The organism is Eisenbergiella tayi, assembly GCF_001881565.1.
GTDB classification, from domain to species: Bacteria; Bacillota; Clostridia; order Lachnospirales; family Lachnospiraceae; genus Eisenbergiella; species Eisenbergiella tayi.
In genome coordinates, this window is record NZ_MPDJ01000006.1 from 234,295 (window position 1) to 254,278 (window position 19,984).

12 protein-coding genes are annotated in these 19,984 nt (G+C 52.0%); 9 read left to right on the forward strand and 3 right to left on the reverse strand.

Annotated elements, in window-relative coordinates:
* Positions 1–4 precede the first annotated feature (4 nt).
* Entirely contained in the window at positions 5–847 is an 843-nt protein-coding gene (locus BLA28_RS22995; protein WP_050018534.1) for an AraC family transcriptional regulator, read from the forward strand.
* A gap of 77 nt (positions 848–924) precedes the next feature.
* Here BLA28_RS22995 and BLA28_RS23000 read toward each other — a convergent pair whose 3' ends face one another.
* A complete protein-coding gene (locus BLA28_RS23000) occupies positions 925–2,007 on the reverse strand; it encodes a Gfo/Idh/MocA family protein (RefSeq protein ID WP_069157430.1) in 1,083 nt (360 codons plus the stop codon).
* A 439-nt stretch (positions 2,008–2,446) separates the two neighbouring features.
* Positions 2,447–4,327, reverse strand: coding sequence for a cache domain-containing sensor histidine kinase (locus BLA28_RS23005; RefSeq protein WP_069157429.1), 1,881 nt, complete (start codon positions 4,325–4,327; stop codon positions 2,447–2,449).
* 217 nt (positions 4,328–4,544) lie between these two features.
* Here BLA28_RS23005 and BLA28_RS23010 point away from each other — a divergent pair, with 217 nt between their 5' ends.
* The 3 genes from BLA28_RS23010 (at position 4,545) to BLA28_RS23020 (ending at position 8,288) form a co-directional block, all read left to right on the forward strand.
* Positions 4,545–5,486: an ABC transporter permease gene (locus BLA28_RS23010; protein ID WP_009255147.1), complete on the forward strand. Its 942-nt coding sequence runs from the start codon at positions 4,545–4,547 to the stop codon at positions 5,484–5,486.
* A 66-nt stretch (positions 5,487–5,552) separates the two neighbouring features.
* On the forward strand, positions 5,553–6,479 hold the full coding sequence (locus tag BLA28_RS23015; RefSeq protein WP_009255146.1) for a carbohydrate ABC transporter permease: 927 nt from the start codon (positions 5,553–5,555) through the stop codon (positions 6,477–6,479).
* Between the two features lie 48 nt (positions 6,480–6,527).
* Complete coding sequence (locus BLA28_RS23020; protein ID WP_069151267.1) at positions 6,528–8,288, forward strand: extracellular solute-binding protein; 1,761 nt, start codon at positions 6,528–6,530, stop codon at positions 8,286–8,288.
* 40 nt (positions 8,289–8,328) lie between these two features.
* On the opposite strand, the gene BLA28_RS23025 is transcribed toward BLA28_RS23020, so the two are convergent.
* Entirely contained in the window at positions 8,329–9,822 is a 1,494-nt protein-coding gene (locus BLA28_RS23025; RefSeq protein WP_069157428.1) for a helix-turn-helix domain-containing protein, read from the reverse strand.
* A gap of 117 nt (positions 9,823–9,939) precedes the next feature.
* Between BLA28_RS23025 and BLA28_RS23030 the strand changes: the two genes are divergently transcribed.
* The 5 genes from BLA28_RS23030 to BLA28_RS23050 are packed head-to-tail and all read left to right on the forward strand — an operon-like array spanning position 9,940 to position 19,974.
* Entirely contained in the window at positions 9,940–12,276 is a 2,337-nt protein-coding gene (locus BLA28_RS23030; protein ID WP_069157427.1) for a glycoside hydrolase family 95 protein, read from the forward strand.
* Positions 12,277–12,294: 18 nt separating this feature from the next.
* Positions 12,295–15,138, forward strand: coding sequence for an alpha-L-rhamnosidase (locus BLA28_RS23035; RefSeq protein ID WP_069157426.1), 2,844 nt, complete (start codon positions 12,295–12,297; stop codon positions 15,136–15,138).
* A gap of 2 nt (positions 15,139–15,140) precedes the next feature.
* Positions 15,141–16,067 carry a nucleoside hydrolase gene (locus tag BLA28_RS23040; protein WP_069157425.1) on the forward strand — a complete coding sequence of 309 codons (927 nt, stop codon included), beginning with the start codon at positions 15,141–15,143 and terminating at the stop codon, positions 16,065–16,067.
* Positions 16,064–17,218: a trimethylamine corrinoid protein 2 gene (locus BLA28_RS23045; RefSeq protein ID WP_069157424.1), complete on the forward strand. Its 1,155-nt coding sequence runs from the start codon at positions 16,064–16,066 to the stop codon at positions 17,216–17,218. Before BLA28_RS23040 ends, BLA28_RS23045 begins: the two co-directional genes overlap by 4 nt.
* A 23-nt stretch (positions 17,219–17,241) precedes the next feature.
* Complete coding sequence (locus BLA28_RS23050) at positions 17,242–19,974, forward strand: hypothetical protein (protein ID WP_207648284.1); 2,733 nt, start codon at positions 17,242–17,244, stop codon at positions 19,972–19,974.
* The last annotated feature ends 10 nt before the right edge of the window (positions 19,975–19,984 follow it).

Here is a 19,984-nt window from a genome sequence, read left to right on the forward strand (position 1 = left end):
AAGGATGGAACGCATGGACTACAGGCATGAAGAATTTCAGTTTGAGGAGGGCAGCAGGATTCAGGTTTTCGATGTCGCAAAGAAGCAGGAGACCCTGCACTGCCATGACTGCCTTGAACTGAACCGGATAGAAAGCGGGACGGGAAACTATATCATCGGCGGAAAAGTTTATGAAATCTGCCCGGGGGATATTTTTGTCATCAATAACCGGGAAAGGCATCTGGCCGTGCATAAGGAACCTGTCCGCATGACCGTGATCCTGTTTTCCTCGGAAGTGTGGAAGGACTGGTATAACCAGGATTATCTGAAACCCTTTTTCCAAAGGACGGAGGATTTCTCCAATCAAATCCGTAAAAAAGAAGAAGGCTATGATAAGCTGGATCAGACTTTTTCATCCATAAAAGAAGAAGCGGAACAAAAGGAAACCGGATGGAGGAATGTGCTGGAAGCGGCGGGTGTATTGCTGCTGTCCTACCTGTACCGTTACTATGCGGGCAGAAAGCATATAGCGGAGGAAGGGAATGCGGCTTTATATCCGGAAAAGCGGACGGAGCAGGTCTTTTCCTATATTGAGGAGCATTTCCGGGAAGAGATCACCCTGCAGGAGATCGCTGACAGCCTGGCTGTCAGCAAGACCTACCTGTGCAGATACTTTAAAGAAATGACGAATCAGACGGTTTTTGAATATGTGGAGCAGGTGCGGATCCAGTACGCCTGCTGTCTTCTGAAAAAAGTGGATTTGTCCATTGCGGAGATTTCCCTGGCTTCCGGCTTCGGATCCGTTTCTCTTTTTAACCGGATGTTTAAAAAATATATGCATATGACGCCCGGCGAATTCAGAAAGTAAGGTGTGTTTGCAGCAGCCCGGGTAATCGTGAAGGTACGGAACAGCTAGCAGTCCGGCTAACTGTGAAGGTACGGATATCAGTCCAGGCAGAGATTCCTGTCTGCAAGAACCTGGGATACCTTTACCGGAATGCCAAGCCGGAGAGATTGTTCCATGGCTTCCATAACGGCCAGGGTACGGATCCCTTCCTTCAGATCCGGTTTGGGAGTTATTCCTTCATTCATATCCCGGGCGAATTGTTCGATATAGTTCTGGTATTCCCCGGCATGGTGGGTTTCCGCTTCGAACCGGAAAAAGTAATCATGCAGTTCGTTATATTCGTGCAGTTGGGCTGTCTTCTGTAGGGGCTGGAAATTCGTATAATACTGCAGCTTCGGATACCCGGCCCGGCTGATGCCTTTGGTTCCCCGGAGTGTACAGCTGATGGACTGTTCCACGGCGCTGCCCAGTGTGGGCGCGGCATACACGCCGTTCACGCCGGCGAATCTTCCGTCTTTGTTTTTCAGCAGGAATTTCATGGTATCGGGTGCCTGGATCCCTCGTTCCCGGGTGTTTTCACTCGCAATGCCAAGACCGTATACTTCCTCCACCTCCGGCAGATACCACACGGCTAAATCCACCGCATGTATCATAAAATTGTACATCCAGGAAAAGCCCTTACGGTGGCTCCATTCCCTGTCCAGAAACCATCTGGAATCACTGATATAATGAGTTTCCACAGTGATCAGCCCGCCGAGCCTGCCTTCTTCAAAATCCTGCCTCTGCCTTCTGGCCGGCTCAAAATACCGGGAGCTTTGCCCTACGAAAACCGTTTTTCCGGTACGCTTCTGTGCCTCCAGGAGAGCGCCTGCCTCATCCAGATCAACCATCAATGGTTTGGTGCAGATGACGTGCTTTCCCGCCTCCAAAGCCATTTTGATATGCGCCGCATGAAGCTGATCCGGCGTATAAATCCCAATGACATCGATGGATTCATCATCCAGCATGTTTTGGTATTCCGTGGTATAGCCGTCCAGACCGAATTTCTGACAGCGTTCTTTACACAATTCTTCATTCAAATCACAGATGTTCCCCAGCTCCCAGAGCTCACTGTTTTGTACGGCGGATATGATGCTCCTGCCTTCCCCCAGACCGAGAACTCCCATCGTAAATTTTTTCATCGCTTACCGCTCCTTTTCTCTGCTTTGCCTTCCCCTGCAAATTCCGGTTCTTCCCCTGCCGCCGGAGGCCCTCCCCTTCCGCCCCGGACGCCGCCCTGCCCTGCTTTGCCCGTTCGTTCCTTGTCCGCCCTGTGCCGCTCCGGCCTGCAAGGATTCCTGTAAGGGGCGTTATAAGCTCGCCGGTCCTTAGGCTGCGTCCTTTGCAGCCTTAGTACCGCTGCGTGCTTATCCGAACGGAAGTGTCCCCTGTAAGGAACCTTGCAGGCCGGAGCGGCACAGGGCGGACAAGGAACGAACGGGCAAAGCAGGGCAGGGCGGCGTCCGGGGCGGAAGGGCAGGGCCTCCGGCGGCAGGGGAAGAACCGGAAATTACATGCCGACAGTTAAAGGATAGCAGGGCGGAAGCGGATTGTCTTGCCTTATGTTATGGTGTTTTTACACTATCTTGCACCGGGGCCGCTGCGGTTTTCCAAAACCGTCCGGCTCATTCCCTCTTCCAGCTGGACGGGCAGCCGTTTGGGGAAAATAAGGCTCATGGAAAAGCCTGCGCCGTCCATGGGGATGGAAGGGTTCATGGAGCAGTCGTTCCCGAACACTATTTTCAGCCTGTTATTGATATTTGTGAGGGCGAAGCCTTCCTCTTTTTTATCCGCATAGATGTTTCCTGACAGCTTTTCCCTGAGGGCTTCCAGCTTTTCCTGGGATATGCAAAGCCCGTTGTCCGAGACCTCAAGGCAGATATATTCCACTTCGTTTTTCACAAAAGAACTTCCGATTATGGTGAAAAGATTGTCCTCCCGCGCCGGATCGATCCCGTGGACGAAATAATTTTCTATCAGAGGCTGAAGTGTGTTTTTAGGCAGCCCATAGGGAAGAAGCCCGGAGGGCACATCAAATTCATATTCAAAATTACGGAACCGGTACTGATAGAGAACCATGAAATTTTCACACGCCTCCAGCTCTGCGCCGATGGAAACATACATGCTGCGGTTGGTCTGGGAGCGGTAAATTTTGGAGAGCAGAAGTATCATCTGCGAGGCGTCCGCATTTTTTCCCTGGGTCAGCTGAACACGGATGATTTCCAGCGTGTTATATAAAAAATGAGGGTTAATGCTGGTCTGCAGGGCATATAAATCCGATTTTTTCTGCTGCAGCTCATAGATATAAGACTTTTCCACGTTTTCCTGCAGGGCATCGCACATGAGGTTAAAACCGGATATGATTTGGGAAAACTCATCCTGCCCTTTGGTAGGCGGGATCCGATAGGATAAATTCGTATCTCCGATGTGTTTCATCCCTTCCCGGATGCTGTTTACCTTTTTATTCCCGATAAAGCAGGTGATCAGATACATGCACAGCGACACAAGAAACAGGCAGACGGAGAGGCTGAAAATCAGGGACAGCGTGTAATTGGCGGGCAGGCTGTTTCCCGGAATCTGATAGAAAGCGCGGAAGGCGTGATTCCTGTTGGGCAGGGACGACACATAATAGTTTTTTCCTCCCAACGGCAGCAGGGCAGGAAAGGAGCCGGAATCCGAAACAGGGATATCCGGTTTGAAATCCGCCGGCAGCAGGGCTGCTGAGTAGTTCTGGTCCGAACTGAAAAGAATCTGATTGTCAGGGCCGGTGATGAGAAAGGTACTGTCCTCATCCAGCGGATAACGGTTCAGCACGCCGGTGAGCTCCGAGGTGGAATACAGAGCTATCAGGGAACCGATAGGCTCCTTTGCGCTGCGGAACAGAGTCCCGGTCAGCCCGTAAATATGGGAAGACGGCTTCTGGATACCGTTCTCCGTAAAAACATCCGAGAGCCACTCGTCAGATATCAGCTGCCTGGTAAAAGGCTTCAGCGTGGAAAAATTATCCGGGGTCCGGGGCAGGTAGGTGAGGGAGGAGAGACGGCTGTAATAATAAAGATGTCCTTCTTCCGAAGAGTACAGAAGAAAGCCCGTCAGATAATTATCGTTCTGCACAATGGAATGCAGTACGGATATGACATTGCTTCTTATGGCCGGCGTTATCTCTTCATAATCACGGGCCTCCAGAAGGCGGCAGAGAGATTCATTGCATCTGGTGGTGCCGCCTGTGATTTTAAGGGCGATTCCGTTGGGAAAATCAACAATTTTTTGTGCAAACGTATCCGAAATGCTTCGAAGCGCATAATCGTAATTCTTGAAATACTGGGCTTTTTCATAGCGCTGCGCCATGCTCCCGGCAATCAGGGCGCTGAACAGGGAGAATACGCCTAAAATAATAACGCTTAACAGAAACATACTTGTATAGAAGCCTTTGGGCAATAATAATTTCCTCAGTTTCCTCATATCCGCCTCCTTTTAAAAGGTCTTTCTTTTTTAATTAAATCAGATCCCAACAACCCTTGCAAGCGTGTAAGGAGAATCCACGGCACATTTTGCAAGATAGTTGAAATTATTTCAAAAACTTAAAATAAGTACTATATACAATGTAAACACTTACACCCCATAATAGAGACAGGAAGAGCGATAATAGTTTAAGAGGATTAGGGGGTATCCAAAGGAAATGAGTAAAAACGAACAAAAAGCAAAAGCGGGAGTCAATCCGAGAAGAAAAGCCGGTTTTCGTCTGTTTCTGCTGACCACGCCTATATTGATAGGAATCTTTATTTTTTCATACCTTCCCCTGCTGGGGTGGATATATGCTTTTTTTGATTACAAGCCGGGATTGTCTATCTGGGATTGTACCTTTACCGGCCTGAAGTGGTTTACGATGCCTTTTGCCAACTCCGTTCTGCGCGGGCAGTTCGGCAGGGTTATGGCCAATACGCTGGGCATTAATTTCCTGTATCTGATTGCCATGATACTGCCTATGTTTTTTGCGATTTTCCTCATGGAAATCCCCTCCAAACGGTATCGGAAGGCGGTGCAGACGCTGACAACCATACCGAATTTTATCAGCTGGGTCCTTGTTTATTCCGCATTTTATTCCCTCCTTTCCACAGAAGGACTTCTGAATAACCTGCTGGTGGGCATGGGAATTCTGGAAACGCCTGTTAATTACCTGGCAAGCAGCAGCCATATGTGGCTCAAGATGTTGGGCTACCATCTCTGGAAGGGGCTGGGCTGGGGAGCCATCGTGTACATAAGCGCCATCACCTCCATTGATTCGGAAATCTATGAAGCGGCAAACATTGACGGGGCAGGCCGGTTTGCCAAAATCAGACATATTACCATTCCCCACCTGATTCCCACCTTCTTTGTCATGTTTATCCTGCAGATAGGAAATATCATCAATAACGGAATTGATCAGTATCTGGTATTTTCCAATGCCATGAATCAGGATTTTATAGAAGTTCTTGATTTGTATGTATACAGGAACGGTCTTGTACAGGGGAATATCTCCTATGCCACCGCAATCGGCATGTGGAAATCCATCATCAGCCTGATACTGGTATTCGGGGCAAACAAGCTGTCGAAAAAAATCAGAGGCACCGCCCTTTTCTAAGGTGGTTTGCTGAGAGAATCATATCGTTTGTCCGGACAGTCCGGAAAAAGGAGAGGAGAAGTAAAAATGGCAAAGAAAGAAGCCGAAGAAAAGGTAAGAGTGGGGAAAAAGAGCGCGGGGGACTGGGCCGTGGATATTTTCATAACGATTATATTCGGTCTGTTTACCATTGTCTGTATTTTCCCGTTTTACTATATTTTCATCAACACTATCAGCAACAACAACCTGGTCATGACGGGGAAGATTTCTCTGTTTCCCCAGGGGATCCATTTCCAGAATTATGTCAGAGTACTCACCCTGAAGGAGCTGCCTCCGGCCCTGTTCGTTTCCATTGCGAGGACGGTGCTGGGAACCATTTTCACCGTATTTGCGGCATCCTTCCCGGCCTATGCTTTCACCAGGAATGAATACTGGGGAAGAAAATTCTTTTACCGCTTTGTGGTAGTGACCATGTATTTCAGCGCGGGACTGATTCCTCTGTTCCTGACCTACAGGACCATCGGTATTTATAATACCTTCTGGGTATATATCATTCCCGGTATCGTGACGCCGTTCAACCTGATTCTGTGCAAAACCTACATAGAATCGCTGCCGGCATCCCTGGAGGAATCGGCGGAAATAGACGGGGCCGGCTACCTGGTACGTTACTTCCGGCTTATTCTTCCTCTGTCCAAGCCCATCCTTGCCACCGTTTCCGTATTTTCCGCGGTGGGACAGTGGAATAACTGGATGGATACGGTATTGTATACCAAGGATAAATCGCTGCAGACCCTGCAGTATGTGCTGTACCGTTATCTGAATGAGGCAAATACGCTGGCAGAGATAGCCAGGGAGGATCCGTCGGCCATGAACGCCGACCTGGCGACCCAGCTGTCGCCGCTCACCATTAAATACACGATTTCCATAGTAACGATTCTGCCCATACTACTGGTATATCCGTTCTTCCAGAAATACTTCGTTAAAGGCATCATGATCGGAGCCGTCAAGGGGTAGGCAACAATTACAGTTAAACTAACATTATAAACCAAGAGGAGAAGAGAAATGAGAAAAAGAGGATTGGCACTGGCAATGACAGCAGCACTTGTTGTCGGCACACTGGCCGGCTGCGGCGGTAATTCAGCGGATACGTCGGGCAGTCAGGCAGCGCAGCAGAGCGAAGCACAAACAGCGGACGGGGAACAGAGCAGGGAGGAAGTGACGCTGAGCGCATTTATCCAGCAGTCTGTAACCGGAGAGTCCGGAATATGGCAGGGCTGGGGAGCACAGAAGCTGCATGACGACCTGAACATGAAGATTAATTTCGACCCTACCGGCAACGAAGTGGAATCCAAGCTGAGCCAGTATCTGGTAGCCGGAGAGCTTCCGGATATCATAGGCTTCAAAGGGCTGGATCAGGCACAGCTGGCTATGGATGCGGGAATGCTCCTGCCTCTGGACGAATACCAGGATCAGCTGCCTAATATTTTCGGGGAAGAAGTGTACCAGAATGCGGTCAAGTATTCCCAGGATTATACCAGCGGCGGTTCAGGCAAGCTTTATATCATGCCCACGGCAATCGGGCCCACCGCTTATAACGCTTATAACTGGGTGCCCCTGCTTCAGTGGTCTGTCTATAAGACGCTGGGCAAACCGGAGATTAATACCCTGGAGGATTATCTGGATGTAGTGGAGCAGATGGTAAAGGAAAAGCCCACAACGCCGGACGGAGAAAAGGTATACGGCTTCTCCCTGTTCTCAGACTGGGATAAATATACCGCGCTGGAAATCTCCACCCTTTCCTTCATGTACGGAATTGATACGGAATATGTATCCACATTGATGGAAACCAATATCATCACCAACGAGACAAAGTCTCTCCTGGCGGATGACAGCTTTTATAAAAGAGCCCTAAAATTCTATTTTGATGCGAACCAGAGAGGGCTTCTGGATCCGGATGCCATGACCCAGACCTATGATGAAATGGTGGCGAAATTAAGCTCCGGAAGAGTCATGTTTTCCTGGTTTTCCTGGCTTACCGGCACCTACAATGATCCCAATGCAGGACATGTGAACAATGAAGAGGATCCGGACGGCTATGCATCCGTAGTGGCCAAAGATATGAAGCTGTATGAAGCGCCGGACCAGACCATCGGACGTAACTGGTATTTCGGAATCAGCAAGAGCTGCAAGAACCCCGATGCCGCTCTGGAATTCCTTAACTGGTTATATGACCTGGATGTATGCCAATATCTTACCAACGGGCCGGAAGGCGTGGCATGGGAAAAAGGGGAAAACGGCGAACCTGTAATCACAAACTGGGATATCGTTGACCAGAAGACAGAGATGCTCATGCCGGAAGAAGTGGGCGGAGGCGCTTTCCAGGATGGTGTGTATGCCTTTAATACCTTAGGGCCGCAGGCCGCCACAGAGCTGGACGATGGATTTACCCTGAGCTACCGTTACTGGCCGTCCACCATAGAAAGAGACGCTACCAAGACCAAAATGAAGGTGGAAGTGAACGAATGGCTGGGAACCACCACCCTTGCGGAATACCTGTACGCCAATGATATGGTGGGAAAATCCACCCAGGCTGTAAACATGGTTCAGATTCCTTCCGATGACCAGCAGATCATAGAAACACAGATCGGTGAAGTTGTGAAGAAATATTCCTGGCAGATGGTATATGCCAAGGACGAAGCGGAATTTGAAAGCTTATGGCAGACCATGGTAAACGATGCCAAAGGACTCGGCCTGGATCAGATAACCGAATACTATACCACAGAATGGAATAATGCACTGGAGAAGGTTAAGGATTACGAATAAAACCAAAGAGGGGCTGTGTAAACAGCCCCTTCTTTCAAAATCAGGAATTCAGCTTTTTGTCCCGCCGGTAGGCCACAGGGGATACATTGAAAAAGCGTTTGAACATGCGGTTAAAATAGGTCTGGCTGGAAAAGCCCACCTCGTCCACGATATCCTTCATTTTCATATCAGTAGTTTCGATCAGCTTTGCGGCATAACGGATGCGCGCTTCGGTGAGATAGTCGTTGAAATAATAGCCTGTCTGCTGTTTGAAAACGGTGCCCAGATAGGAAGGGGACACATTCAGGCGGGCGGCCAGGGTTTTTAAGGAGATGTCCTTATCCTTAAATTCTTCAATGGCTTTAATGACCGCATTCACACAGGGATACATGGATTGGCTGGCGGCAGTTTTGATTGCCGCGCATTCCTGTATGAGACGTTCTATAAAGACGCAGTGGCTGTCCTCATTTTCCTCCCTGCCGGGGAAAGAAAGCAGTGCCCGGGCAAGGGCGGGATATTTTTCCGGAAGCTCGTCCAGATCTGCGGATAAGTCTGACAGCAGGCAGGAGGTAAGGGTAACGGAGCAACAGAAGGACTGATGCTGTTCATAAAGACCCGGATAAAAGGCACGGAAAGCATCCATATCCCCGGTCTCCAGCAGTTTAACCAGTTTTTCGGCGGTTTCCTGTCCAAGAAAATCATCCTGTGAGACATAGGAAACCCGGCAGCAGCTGCAGAAAAGAGTGGAGCAGGCCTGGCGGTAGCTTTCGCAGACGGACTGGTAAAAAGGAACCGTCTGCCCCATGCTGGCGGAGATGGGAAGCCCCATGCTTTCGGACAAAGCCAGCAGATGCAGGACAAAGGAACGTATTTCCGTGGAAGAATCCAGCCCGGAAAAAATGCAGACCAGACGGTAAGGCATTTCGAAGTAAAAATGGGCAAGAAACCTTCCGGGCAGCAGGGACAACAGAAAATCAAAGAAACGGGACATGGATGCGGCGTCACGGTTATCGGCGCTGAAAATCACCGCAGTATAGTTGTCCATTTCCAGATTGATTCCCAGAAGCCCGGCCCGTTCCAGAAGGGTTTCCGGCGTCAGGAGGTTTTTGAGCCACTGCTCCACGAAGGTGCTGCGGAAGGTGAGCATGGTTCCGCCGTAATTCATATTCAGGACTTCCCGTTCCTTGACATGGGAGACCACATTGCGGATGGAATCGCTCAGCTCATCGGAGGAAAGAGGCTTCAGCAGATAGTTTTCCGCACCATAACGGAGCGCGCCTTTCACATAATCAAAGTTATCATAGGCGCTGAGGACGATGACGGAAAGCAGGGGAACGAGGGATTTGGCTTCGCGTATCAGCGCAATGCCGTCCATTTCGGGCATGGAGATGTCGGTAATGAGAAGATGCACCGGATGAACGGACAGAAAAGAAAGCACCGTTGCCGGGCTGGTGGTGGCCAGTGCTATTTCAAAACCAAACCCTTCCCAATCCAGGGCGTCCCGGATCCCTGACACAATGACAGGTTCGTCGTCCACAATGACAGCCTGATACATAATAAGCCCCCCTTCCGATAGTCTGTATCTTTACGGCAGTCCGGGGAAAACCGGACCATTTAAAATAATAATAAAGAGAATGAGGGGCAAAGTCAAGCAGGAGGAGCAGTGAAGCGAATGCAGGATATTATTTGGTCCGCAAAGGAAGCGGATAGATGGCAGGAGGCATATCTTTTGGGAAACGGCAGAATGGGAGCCGCTGTTTACGGAGGTGTCTTTGAGGAAACGGTGGATTTGTCGGAAATCACTTTTTTCTCCGGCAGTCCTTCTTCGGAGAATAACCAAAAGGGAGCAGCCCTGGCTTTTCAGGAAATGCGCTCTCTTCTTCAGGAAGGAAAAGAAGAAGCGGCTATGGAAAGAGCCTCTGATTTCATAGGCATCAGAGAAAATTACGGAACAAACCTCCCGGTTGGCAGACTGAAAATTGCATTGGAAAACAGCGGGGAAAAGCCGGACGGATATGTGAGAAGGCTGGATCTTAAGACCGGCCTGTTTTCCATGGAATACCGGCAGGAAGGAAGCACCGTTGCCAGAAATGCTTTTGTATCCTGGCCGGATCAGGTCTTTTGCTATGAAATAAAAACCGGAAAGCCGGAAAGCCTGTCCGGCAGGATATGGGTGGACGGCGGGGAGAATCCTTTTTCGGCCTGTACGGAAGAGGGGGAGTACCGTTTTCAGGTGCAGGCAAGGGAAAAGCTGCACAGCGACGGCAGCTGCGGGGTGGATCTTTCCGGGACGGTGAAAGTCTGGTGCGAAGACGGCAGGATTTCCTTCCTCAACGGGATGATTGCCTTTACCGGATGCAGCAGGATTCTGATCGGGCTGTGGATGGAAACGGACTATGAAGAGAAAGCGGGCCTGACGGCCGGTAAGGAAAAGAAAGCGGGCTGCAAAAAGCTAAATCTGCAGGAAGAATATGACCGGATATGCAGCCGTCACAGGGAAGACGTGAAAAGCAGAATGGAACGGGTTTCCCTGTGCCTTGGCACGAAAGAAGAGCAGGAAGCTGCGTCTGCCGTCCCTACGGACGAAAGAGTGCTTGCTTCACGGCAGGGTAAGGAGGATCCGCTTCTTTTTGCCCTGGCCTTCCAGTTCGGCAGATATCTGCTGCAGTGTTCGTCCAGAGAGGATTCCCCGCTGCCGGCCCATCTTCAGGGCGTCTGGAATGACAATGTGGCCTGCCGCATCGGATGGACCTGCGATATGCATCTGGATATTAATACCCAGATGAACTATTGGCTGAGCGGGCCGGGAAATCTGCCCGAATGCCGCAGGCCGTTATTTGCATGGATGGAAAAGCTGCTGATTCCCTCGGGGCGGATCAGCGCCCGGGAAAGCTATGGCAGGAAAGGCTGGAGCGCCGATCTTGTTTCCAATGCATGGGGATTTTCCGCGCCTTACTGGTCACGCACCATTTCCCCCTGCCCGACGGGAGGGATCTGGCAGGCCTCCGATTATATGGAATATTACCGTTATACCAGGGACGAGGCCTTTGCGAGAGAACATGCCTACCCTGTTATCCGGGAGGCCGTGGAATTTTTCACCGGTTATGTCTTTGAAGGAGAAGACGGCCGTTATCTTTCCGGGCCGTCCATATCTCCCGAAAATGCGTATATAAAAGAGGGGGAGAAACGCTTTTTCTCCAACGGCTGCACCTATGAAATCCTGATGATAAGGGAATTGCTGGAGGAATTCCTGGAGCTGGCCTCTTTCCTGCCGGATTTAGCCCAAAAGGACAGGACGCTTGTCATGCAGGCGGAAAAAATCCTTCCCCGCCTGCTCCCTTACCGGATTCTGCCGGACGGGACGCTGGCGGAATGGGCACATTCCCATCCTGCCGCAGATTCCCAGCACCGGCATACCAGCCATTTGCTCGGCGTATTCCCTTACGCACAGGTCACGTCAGAAGGGACCCCGGAACTGGCGGAAGCCGCCTGGAAAAGCATGGAAAGCCGTCTGTGTCCGGAGGATAACTGGGAGGACACCGGCTGGGCCCGTTCCCTGCTGCTGCTCTACAGCGCCAGGCTGCGGAGAAAAGAAGCAGCTTCACACCATCTCCGGAGTATGCAGAAGGAATTGACCCATCCCAATCTCCTGGTCATGCATCCGCCCACAAGAGGCGCCGGTTCTTTTATGGAGGTCTATGAGCTGGACGGCAATACCGGCCTGAGCATGGGTATCGCTGAAATGCTGCTCCAGAGCCACAGCGGGGAACTGCGCCTGCTTCCCTGCCTTCCGGAGGAATGGGACTGCGGCAGCGTGGACGGACTCCTGGCAAGAGGGAATGTACGTGTGGGTATCCGCTGGCAGGAAGGACGCCTGGAGGAAGCCCGCTTTACCGCGGCGCGGCAGACGCTCGTCAGCCTGGAATACAAGGGAATGCACAGGCCGCTTTCTTTAGAGGCGGGAGTAACGGAAACAGTCACCGGGGAATTTTTATATCTGCCGGAATAGAAAGAGGGAGAAACAGGAATGAAAATTACTGGAATGCGGACTAACCGGATGGAGAATCCGCTGGGGTTTTACATGGACAGCGCAAGGATTTCCTATGTGGCGGAGGAAAGCAGGGGAAGCCGGCAGACAGCTGCGAGAGTTGTCGCAGCAAAAGAGGAGACCTTTGCGGAGCTTATTTTTGATTCGGGGAAAAGGGAAGATATTGACAGCATCTGTTATGAGCTGCCTTTCCGTCCGGAGCCCCGGACGCGGTATTATTGGAAAGTGACGGTCTGGGACGATGCCGGGGATGTCTGTGAAAGCGAGCCTGCCTGGTTTGAGACAGCAAAGGGAGATGGGGAGGCCTGGGAAGGCGTGTTTATCACACAGACCTTTTCCCAGCAGGAGCATCCGGTATTCCGTAAGAAAATCCGGGTGGAAAAACCGCTGAAAACAGCGCGTCTTTATGCCCTCGGCCTGGGCGTTTACGAACTTTCCCTGGATGGGGAAAAATTAGGAGAAGAGGTTCTTCTCCCCGGCCTTCATGCCTATGACAGCTGGCTGCAGTATCAGACCTATGAGCTCACGATGACGGAAGGGACTCATACGCTGGAAGCCATGCTGGGGGAAGGCTGGTATAAAGGACCCTATGGGCTGAAGGCAAAGCTGCCCCGCCATGGGGAGGAGTATGCGTTTATCGGAGAACTCCATCTTTTCTTTGAAGACGGAGAGGAACGCGTCATGGGTACGGACAAAAGCTGGGCGGTCAGGAAAGGAAAAGTCCTTTTTGACAGCATCTACGACGGAGAAATTTATGACGAAAGAGGGCAGGGAGAATCCGATTATCCGGTGAAACAGGCGAACCTTTCCACAAGCCGCCTCACCCCCAGGCTCAGCCCTTCCATCCGGATAGTGCGGCGTCTCAGGCCGGCGGCCCTGCTGCATACGCCCGCGGGGGAAACCGTACTGGATATGGGACAGAATATGGTGGGCTGGATGGAATTTGCCGTCAATCAGCCTGCGGGAATCGCGGTGCGGCTGCAGTTCGGGGAAATCCTTCAGAACGGGAATTTTTACCGGGACAACATGCGCACGGCGAAATGTGAATACACCTATATATCGGACGGAAAGCCCGGTACGGCCCGTTCCCATTTTACCTTTTACGGATTCCGGTATGTGAAAATAGAAGGCTTCCTGGGAACAGTCAGTCCCGAAGATTTTACCGGCTGTGTGATTTCCTCCGAAATGGAAGAAACCGGAAGTCTGCAGACCTCATCGCCTATGGTCAACCAGCTTATATCCAACATAAAATGGGGACAGCGGGGGAATTTCCTGGATGTGCCCACCGACTGCCCGCAGAGGGATGAACGGATGGGATGGACGGGTGACGCCCAGATTTTTGCGGATACAGCCAGCTTCAACTGTGACACCTACGCTTTTTACCTGAAGTTTTTGAAGGATTTGGCGCTGGAACAGGAAAAATGCGGGGGCAGCGTGCCCTATGTGGTCCCCATGTCACGCTACGAGCTGAACGGCGCCTGTGCGTGGGGTGATGCCGCTGCCGTCATTCCCTGGGTGGTTTATGTACACTTCGGGGATCCTTATGTGCTGAAGGCCCAGTACCCAAGCATGAAGGCATGGGTGGAATATATCCGGGGAGAAGAAGAAAGAAGCGGAGGCGGCCGTTTATGGCGGACCGGCAGACATTTCGGCGACTGGCTGGCACTGGACGGGAAGGTGGACGGCGGAGTTTACGGAAGCACGGATCCTTACTTCCTGGCGACGGCTTACTATTATTATTCCGCGCGGCTCACCGCAAAGGCGGCCGGAGTCCTTGCAAAGAAGGAGGAGCAGGAGCGTTACGATACTCTGGCGGATGAAATCAGGCAGGCTTTTTACCGGGAATATTATACCCCTTCCGGAAGGCTTGCGGTGGACACCCAGACCGCCTACGCGGTAGTAACCGCTTTCGGCCTGGTGCCGGAGGATTTCCGGGAACAGGTAAAAAAGGCTTTCTTCGATAAAATGAAAGAAAATGCCTTCCGGCTCAACACCGGTTTTGTGGGGACGCCCTATCTGTGCCCCGCGCTGTCGGATCACGGATTCACGGAAAAAGCATACGGCCTGCTGCTGAATGAAGAATATCCGGGCTGGCTGTATGAAGTGAAAATGGGTGCGACCACTGTCTGGGAACGCTGGAATTCGGTGCTGCCTGACGGTTCCGTAAGCGGAACAGGAATGAATTCCCTGAATCATTATGCCTATGGCTCCATCGCCTCCTTCCTGTACCGCTATGCCGCGGGAATCAACCCGCAGGAGGATGCGCCGGGCTTCCGGAAGGCGGTCCTGTCCCCCAGACCCGATTACCGGCTCCGCTATGTCAAAGGAGAACTCCTGACACCGGCCGGAACCTACCGTTCCGGGTGGGAGCTGGAAGAAGACGGCACGCTCCGGCTTCGGTTTACGGTTCCCTTCGGGGCTTCGGCAAAGCTGGTTCTGCCAGGAGGGGCCGGCGCCCTGATCCGGCAGGAGAAGGAAGGTGCCGCCGGGGAAGAATGGAAAACGGAGTTCCAAATACAGGGAGAGGACGTACAGACACAGGTGCAGGCGGGCAGCTATCTTTTCACCTACCGTCCGTGCAGGCCCTATCGCCGCCGTTTCGGTATGGACAGCAACCTGAATGAGCTGATGTCCATACCGGAAACAAGAGAAATCATCGTGAGGCATTTCCCGAAAGCCGTGTCCGGCATCCCGTTCCAGGGAGAGGGTAGTATTGTGGAGGAGATCGCGAGATCCCCGTTTGCGGAGGTATCGGATGAGGAACTTTCCGCCATGAAAGAAGAACTGGAGCAGCTAATACCCGCTCCTGAGGGGAGGCGTTAAAAATGCGGTATCAGAATTATGAATTTCAGGTGCCCCGGGAAAAAGTGATCCGTGTCATCACGGATACGGATGCGAAAAATGAGGCGGATGATCCCTTCGCTGTGGTACATACCCTTCTGTCCCCCCGTTTTGAAAATGTGGGGCTCATAGCCGCCCATTTCGGGACGGACAGAGCGGCGGACAGCATGGAGCAAAGCTTCGGAGAGCTTCAGAAGATCCTTTCCCTGATGGATATCCCGGAGGAGAATCTCCTTTTCCGGGGAGCGGACCGGCCTCTTCCGTCTCCGGGGGAACCCGTGGATTCGGAGGGAGCCAGGCTGATTATCCGGGAGGCCATGCGGGAAGACGACCGCCCCCTGTTTGTCACCTTTATGGGTCCCCTTACGGACATCGCCAGCGCCTATCTCCTGGAACCCGCCATCGCGGGACGCCTTACGGTCATCTGGATCGGAGGCGGCAGATATCCTGCCGGAGGGCCGGAATTCAACCTGGGAAATGATATCCACGCCGCCAATGTGGTATTTTCCTCCCCCATCCCCCTGTGGCAGGTGCCCAAAAATGTATATGAAATGATGCCGGTAAGCTTTGCGGAGCTGGAATGCCGGGTATTGCCCCAGGGTGTGCTGGGAAAGTATCTGTTTGAACAGCTCCTTGCCTGCCAGATGGAAGAAACATCCAGGAAAAGCCCTTTCCGGACAGGGGAAACCTGGGTGCTGGGAGATTCCCCCGCGCCGGGACTTTTGCTTTATGAGCACAGATTTTGTTTTGACTGGATCGGCGCACCGTTAATTACCAGGGATATGACTTATGTGCATACGAAGCAGTACCGCCCCATACGGGTGTACAACAGCGTGGATCCCCGGCTGATTTTAGAGGATTTTTACTGTAAGCTGTCATTGTTTGCGGAAAAAGAAAGGACAGGAAAATGAAATATAAAGAAAATTGGGAAGAGACGAAACAGAAATGGGAAAAGTACTGGAAACGGGAAAACACGGGAAGGCCGCTCATGAACATCATAGCCGAAAAGCCGGAAGCGATGGACGCTGAAAAGGCCGCGCATCTGAAATCCGTGGACGTAGAAGATAAATATATGAATCCGGAAAGGAGTGTGGAACGGTTCCGCTACTTTTGCGAAACCCATGACTTTCTGGCGGAAAGCTTCCCCAACCTGAGCGTGGATTTCGGCCCCGGATCCATGGCCGGATACCTGGGCAGCGATATTGTGTTTGATATGAAAACCGTCTGGTTCCGGGAATTTGTGGAAGACTGGCTGGATTATCCGGATCTCGCCTTTGACCCCGAAAACAAGTGGTTTCAGAAGCATATGGAGGTCTTCCGGAGAGTGTGCGAACTGTCCGGCGGGGATTTCTATGTGGGAATACCGGATATCATGGAAAATCTGGATGTGCTGGTGTCCATGAGGGGAGCCCAGGATACCATTTTTGATATGATGGACGAACCGGAGGAGCTGCTTCGCAGAGTGAACCAGGTCCAGGATTTATATTTTACATATTATGATGCCTTTTATGATCTGGCAAAACAAATGGAGAACGGAAAAGAAAGCTCCTGCTACACGGTTTTCCAGATCTGGGGAGAAGGGAAAATTGCCAAGCTGCAGTGTGATTTCTCCGCCATGATTTCCCCCGATCAGTTCCGGGAATTCGTGCAGGAAGCCCTCCGGGGACAGGCGAAGCAGTTAAATCATTCCCTCTACCATCTGGACGGCCCGGACGCCATACGCCATCTGGACGCTATCATGGAGATTGAGGAAATTGACGCCCTGCAATGGACCAGCGGGGATTACGGACCGGACGGAACCTTTGAAGAATGGTATCCCATTTATGACAAGGCTGTTGCGGCGGGAAAAGCCCTGTGGGTAAAGGTATACAGCGGCGAAACAGAGGAATGGCTGGAAAGGCTGGATAAGCTGGTAGCCCGTTACGGCAGCAGCGCCCTGTTCCTGTATTTTGGCCCCATGTCCAGGGAAAATGCGGACAAAATCCTGTCGCACGCCGAGAAACACTGGAGTGATGTGGAAGGAAGCTTTACGCGGGAATGCAGGAAGAGGGATTCACGCTGAGTGTATTGGAAGAGGGAAAGGATATGATGAAAAAAAGAGAAGTCACCCTGATCGGGGACAGACGGCGGCTGAAAAAAGAGGAACCCCGGGTGGAATTCGGGATCAGCCTGCTGGAAACAGCGCTTAAGGAAACGGGATATGGCTGCGTCTGGGCCGAAGTGCCCGAACACCCATGGGAATACCGCCTGATTCCCGGAGAAAAGCTTTATGTGGGAATCCGTAAGGAAGAGGAGCTGATGAACTGGCTGGAGGAAGAGGAGGTGCTTTGCTTCCACAGCCGGGAACCGGAAGGAGAAGGCTTTTATCTTCAGCACATTCCCGGGAAAATGACGGTGGTCTGCGGCGGAAGCACTTCGGGAGCCCTTTACGGATGCCTGAAGCTGGCGGAGCTGCTGCGTGAGGAAAAGGAACTGCCCGCTGAACTCAGTTTTTATGATGCACCGGCCTTTAAGCTGAGGGGGCCTTGTGTGGGCCTTCAGAAAACAAAACTGGAGCCGCCGAGGCATACCTATGAATACCCGATCACCCCGGATCGTTTCCCCTGGTTCTACGATAAGAAAATGTGGCAGGAATTTCTGGACAGCATGCTCCGGGAACGCTGTAATGTCCTTTATATCTGGAGCGGCCATCCCTTTGCCTCTCTGGTAAAGGTGCCGGATTACCCGGAAGCCCTGGAAGTGACCCCTGAAGAATATGAAAAAAACCGGGAGCTTTTCGGCTGGCTCACCAGGGAATGCGACAGAAGGGGAATCTGGGTTGTCCTGAAATTTTATAACATCCATATTTCCCTGCCCTTTGCCCTGGCCCACGGACTGGATCTGAACCAGAGCAATATCCATCCCCTTGTGGCGGACTATACTTACAAATCCATCGTGGAATTTGTTAAGACCTATCCCCATATCGGCCTGATGGTCTGCCTGGGTGAGGCGCTGCGCGGAACGCAGAATAAAACGGACTGGTTTGCCCGTACGATCATTCCCGCTGTGAAGCAGGGCGCGAAGGAGGCCGGCCTGAAGGAGGAACCTCCTGTCATCCTGCGCGGCCACGACTGTGACCCGGTAGCCGCCATGGAAGCCGCTTCCGCCGAATATACCCATTTATATACCATGTGGAAATATAATGGGGAGAGCCTGACCACCTATCTGCCGAGAGGAAACTGGCAGCAGCTTCATAAAAGCTTAAGCGCCCTGGGCGGCGGCCATATCATGAACGTACACATTCTGGCTAATTTGGAGCCCTTCCGCTTCATGGCCCCCGGTTTTATCCAAAAATGTGTCCAGGCGGGAAGCGAGCGGCTCGGAGCCAACGGGCTTCATCTCTACCCCCTGTTTTACTGGGACTGGCCCTATTCCCCGGATAAATCGGAAAAAAGGCTCACCCAGCTTCACCGCGACTGGCTGTGGTATGAAGCGTGGTTCCGCTATGCATGGAATCCCTGGAGGCCGGAGGAAGAGGAAAAGGAATACTGGAAAAGAAGGCTGGCCTGTCAATACGGCATGCCCGAAGAAAATGCCGGAAGCCTGCTGAAGGCCCTGGAAGCCATGGGCCTGTGCGCGCCTAAAATCCTCGGAAGAGTGGGGATTACGGAAGGAAATCGCCAGACCATGAGTCTGGGGATGACCATGTCCCAGCTTACCAATGTGATAAAATACCGCCCCAACAGAGAGCTGTGGCATTCGGTGGCCGCGGTGGGAGAGCAGCCGGATGATTACTGGCGGAAGGAAAAAGAAGGCCTTCCCCATGTGGGAGAAACACCCTTTGATCTGGTGGAGGATCTGGAATATCTGGTAGAACGTATGGATAAAAATGCGGCGGCAGCGGCCCGGTGTTCCGTCAGGGATCCCAAAGGGCTTCAGGGAATCCTGGACGACTGCAGGGCTGTGAAAGCCATGACCCTGTTTTACTGCTGGAAAATCAAAGCCGCCATGAATATCCTGGCCTATAAATACGGCATGGATGAAAGATGCCTGGGAGAGCTCAGGTATCTGGAAGAAGCGCAGGAGCAATGGGAGCAGGCCATGGAATGGTACCGGAAGCTGACGGCTCTTACCAAAGAGACCTACCTGTATGCCAACAGTATGCAGACGCCCCAGAGGAAAATCCCTTTCCCCAATGGAGAAACCTATGGGCATTGGACACAGTGCCTTCCTGAATATGAGAAAGAATTCCGTAATTTCAGGGCAAATGTGGAAAAGCTGAAAAACGGCTGGATTCCCGTGGGAGAAGAAGAGGAAACGGAAGGAAGCAGGCTGCCGGAAGCGGAATTTACCCTGGAAGGAAAAGGACTGGAAACCTATACCCTGAAAAAGGGAGAATACCTGTTTACGGACAGTGACAGCCGGATTCAGAATATCGCGCCGGAAATACAGGGCCTGACCGGGATCCGTTTCGGCATGGGCGAGGCCATCGTCACAGGGATAACCATTAAGCTGACCCTGGCGCAGGATTCCAAAATATTGATAGGCTATTTCGACGACAAAGGGGTGGAATGGCTGCAGGTGCCCGAGCTGGAAACCAACACCCATGCGGATGACAGAGGCGGCCTGGCTGTCCTTTATGCCAACGCCCTGAAGGCACAGGGCTGCAAGGCTGTCCATATTCATGCGTTCTCCTATGAAAAAGGAACCCATGAGATTTATCTTGGCACCGGCGCATTTATAGTTGCGGGCGTGATACCGGAGGATGCGCCTGTCGTTCCCCGGAACGCAGGGCTGGAAGGGGAAGGAATGGATACCCTTGACTGGATGTATGAGTGAAAGGCGGATA

What these genes read in the sequence shown, in the direction of transcription:
- BLA28_RS22995 (WP_050018534.1), top strand. Translation starts at nt 5, where the DNA reads ATGGAACGCATGGACTACAGGCATGAAGAATTTCAGTTTGAGGAGGGC.
- BLA28_RS23000 (WP_069157430.1), bottom strand. Translation starts at nt 2,007, where the DNA reads ATGAAAAAATTTACGATGGGAGTTCTCGGTCTGGGGGAAGGCAGGAGC.
- BLA28_RS23005 (WP_069157429.1), bottom strand. Translation starts at nt 4,327, where the DNA reads ATGAGGAAACTGAGGAAATTATTATTGCCCAAAGGCTTCTATACAAGT.
- BLA28_RS23010 (WP_009255147.1), top strand. Translation starts at nt 4,545, where the DNA reads ATGAGTAAAAACGAACAAAAAGCAAAAGCGGGAGTCAATCCGAGAAGA.
- BLA28_RS23015 (WP_009255146.1), top strand. Translation starts at nt 5,553, where the DNA reads ATGGCAAAGAAAGAAGCCGAAGAAAAGGTAAGAGTGGGGAAAAAGAGC.
- BLA28_RS23020 (WP_069151267.1), top strand. Translation starts at nt 6,528, where the DNA reads ATGAGAAAAAGAGGATTGGCACTGGCAATGACAGCAGCACTTGTTGTC.
- BLA28_RS23025 (WP_069157428.1), bottom strand. Translation starts at nt 9,822, where the DNA reads ATGTATCAGGCTGTCATTGTGGACGACGAACCTGTCATTGTGTCAGGG.
- BLA28_RS23030 (WP_069157427.1), top strand. Translation starts at nt 9,940, where the DNA reads ATGCAGGATATTATTTGGTCCGCAAAGGAAGCGGATAGATGGCAGGAG.
- BLA28_RS23035 (WP_069157426.1), top strand. Translation starts at nt 12,295, where the DNA reads ATGAAAATTACTGGAATGCGGACTAACCGGATGGAGAATCCGCTGGGG.
- BLA28_RS23040 (WP_069157425.1), top strand. Translation starts at nt 15,141, where the DNA reads ATGCGGTATCAGAATTATGAATTTCAGGTGCCCCGGGAAAAAGTGATC.
- BLA28_RS23045 (WP_069157424.1), top strand. Translation starts at nt 16,064, where the DNA reads ATGAAATATAAAGAAAATTGGGAAGAGACGAAACAGAAATGGGAAAAG.
- BLA28_RS23050 (WP_207648284.1), top strand. Translation starts at nt 17,242, where the DNA reads ATGATGAAAAAAAGAGAAGTCACCCTGATCGGGGACAGACGGCGGCTG.